Raw genomic sequence first — 545 nt, forward strand, 5'->3', positions numbered from 1 at the left:
CGCGGCCTCGGCCGCCCGGGCGGCCTCCTGGGCGCCGGCGCGACCGCCGGAGGAGCCCGGGGCGGCGGCCGCGCCCTCGACGACCACCTGCACCTTCCAGCGCACGCCGAGCAGCTCCTGCAGCGACTGGCGCAGCACGTCCTTGTTCAGATCGTCGCCGAGCATCTTGGCCAGCGCCGGCGACGTCGCCGCCAGCGTCAGGACGCCGCCGGCCAGGTCGTGCACCTGGGCGCTCTTCAGCAGCGCCTCCGTCGTGCGCTTGTGCCCGCGGACCACCTTGAGCAGCTCCGGCCACACCCGCCGGACGTCGCTCGTGGTCAGCGTGCCCTCGGACTCGGGTGGATTGGCCGACACCACCGGGGTCGGCTCCCCGCCGCGCGGCACGGGCGAGGACTCCGCGGCCGGGCGCGGCTCGGCGTCGGGCCGCGGCGCTTCGGCACGGGCGGCGGCGGCCCGGACGGCGCAGGGCTGCGCGGGGTGCGGCCAGTCCTCGTCGTCGGTGGGCTCGGGCGGGAGCGGGATGTCGGGCTCGGCGGGCTGCGCAG

The 545-nt window shown here is 78.5% G+C and carries 1 pseudogene; it reads right to left on the reverse strand.

Annotated features, from left to right (window positions below):
* Window positions 1-545 (reverse strand): annotated as a pseudogene (locus A6V29_RS09955) (DNA polymerase III subunit gamma/tau); the annotation flags it as partial.

Source organism: Blastococcus sp. CCUG 61487, assembly GCF_005222955.1.
Lineage (GTDB): Bacteria > Actinomycetota > Actinomycetes > Mycobacteriales > Geodermatophilaceae > Blastococcus.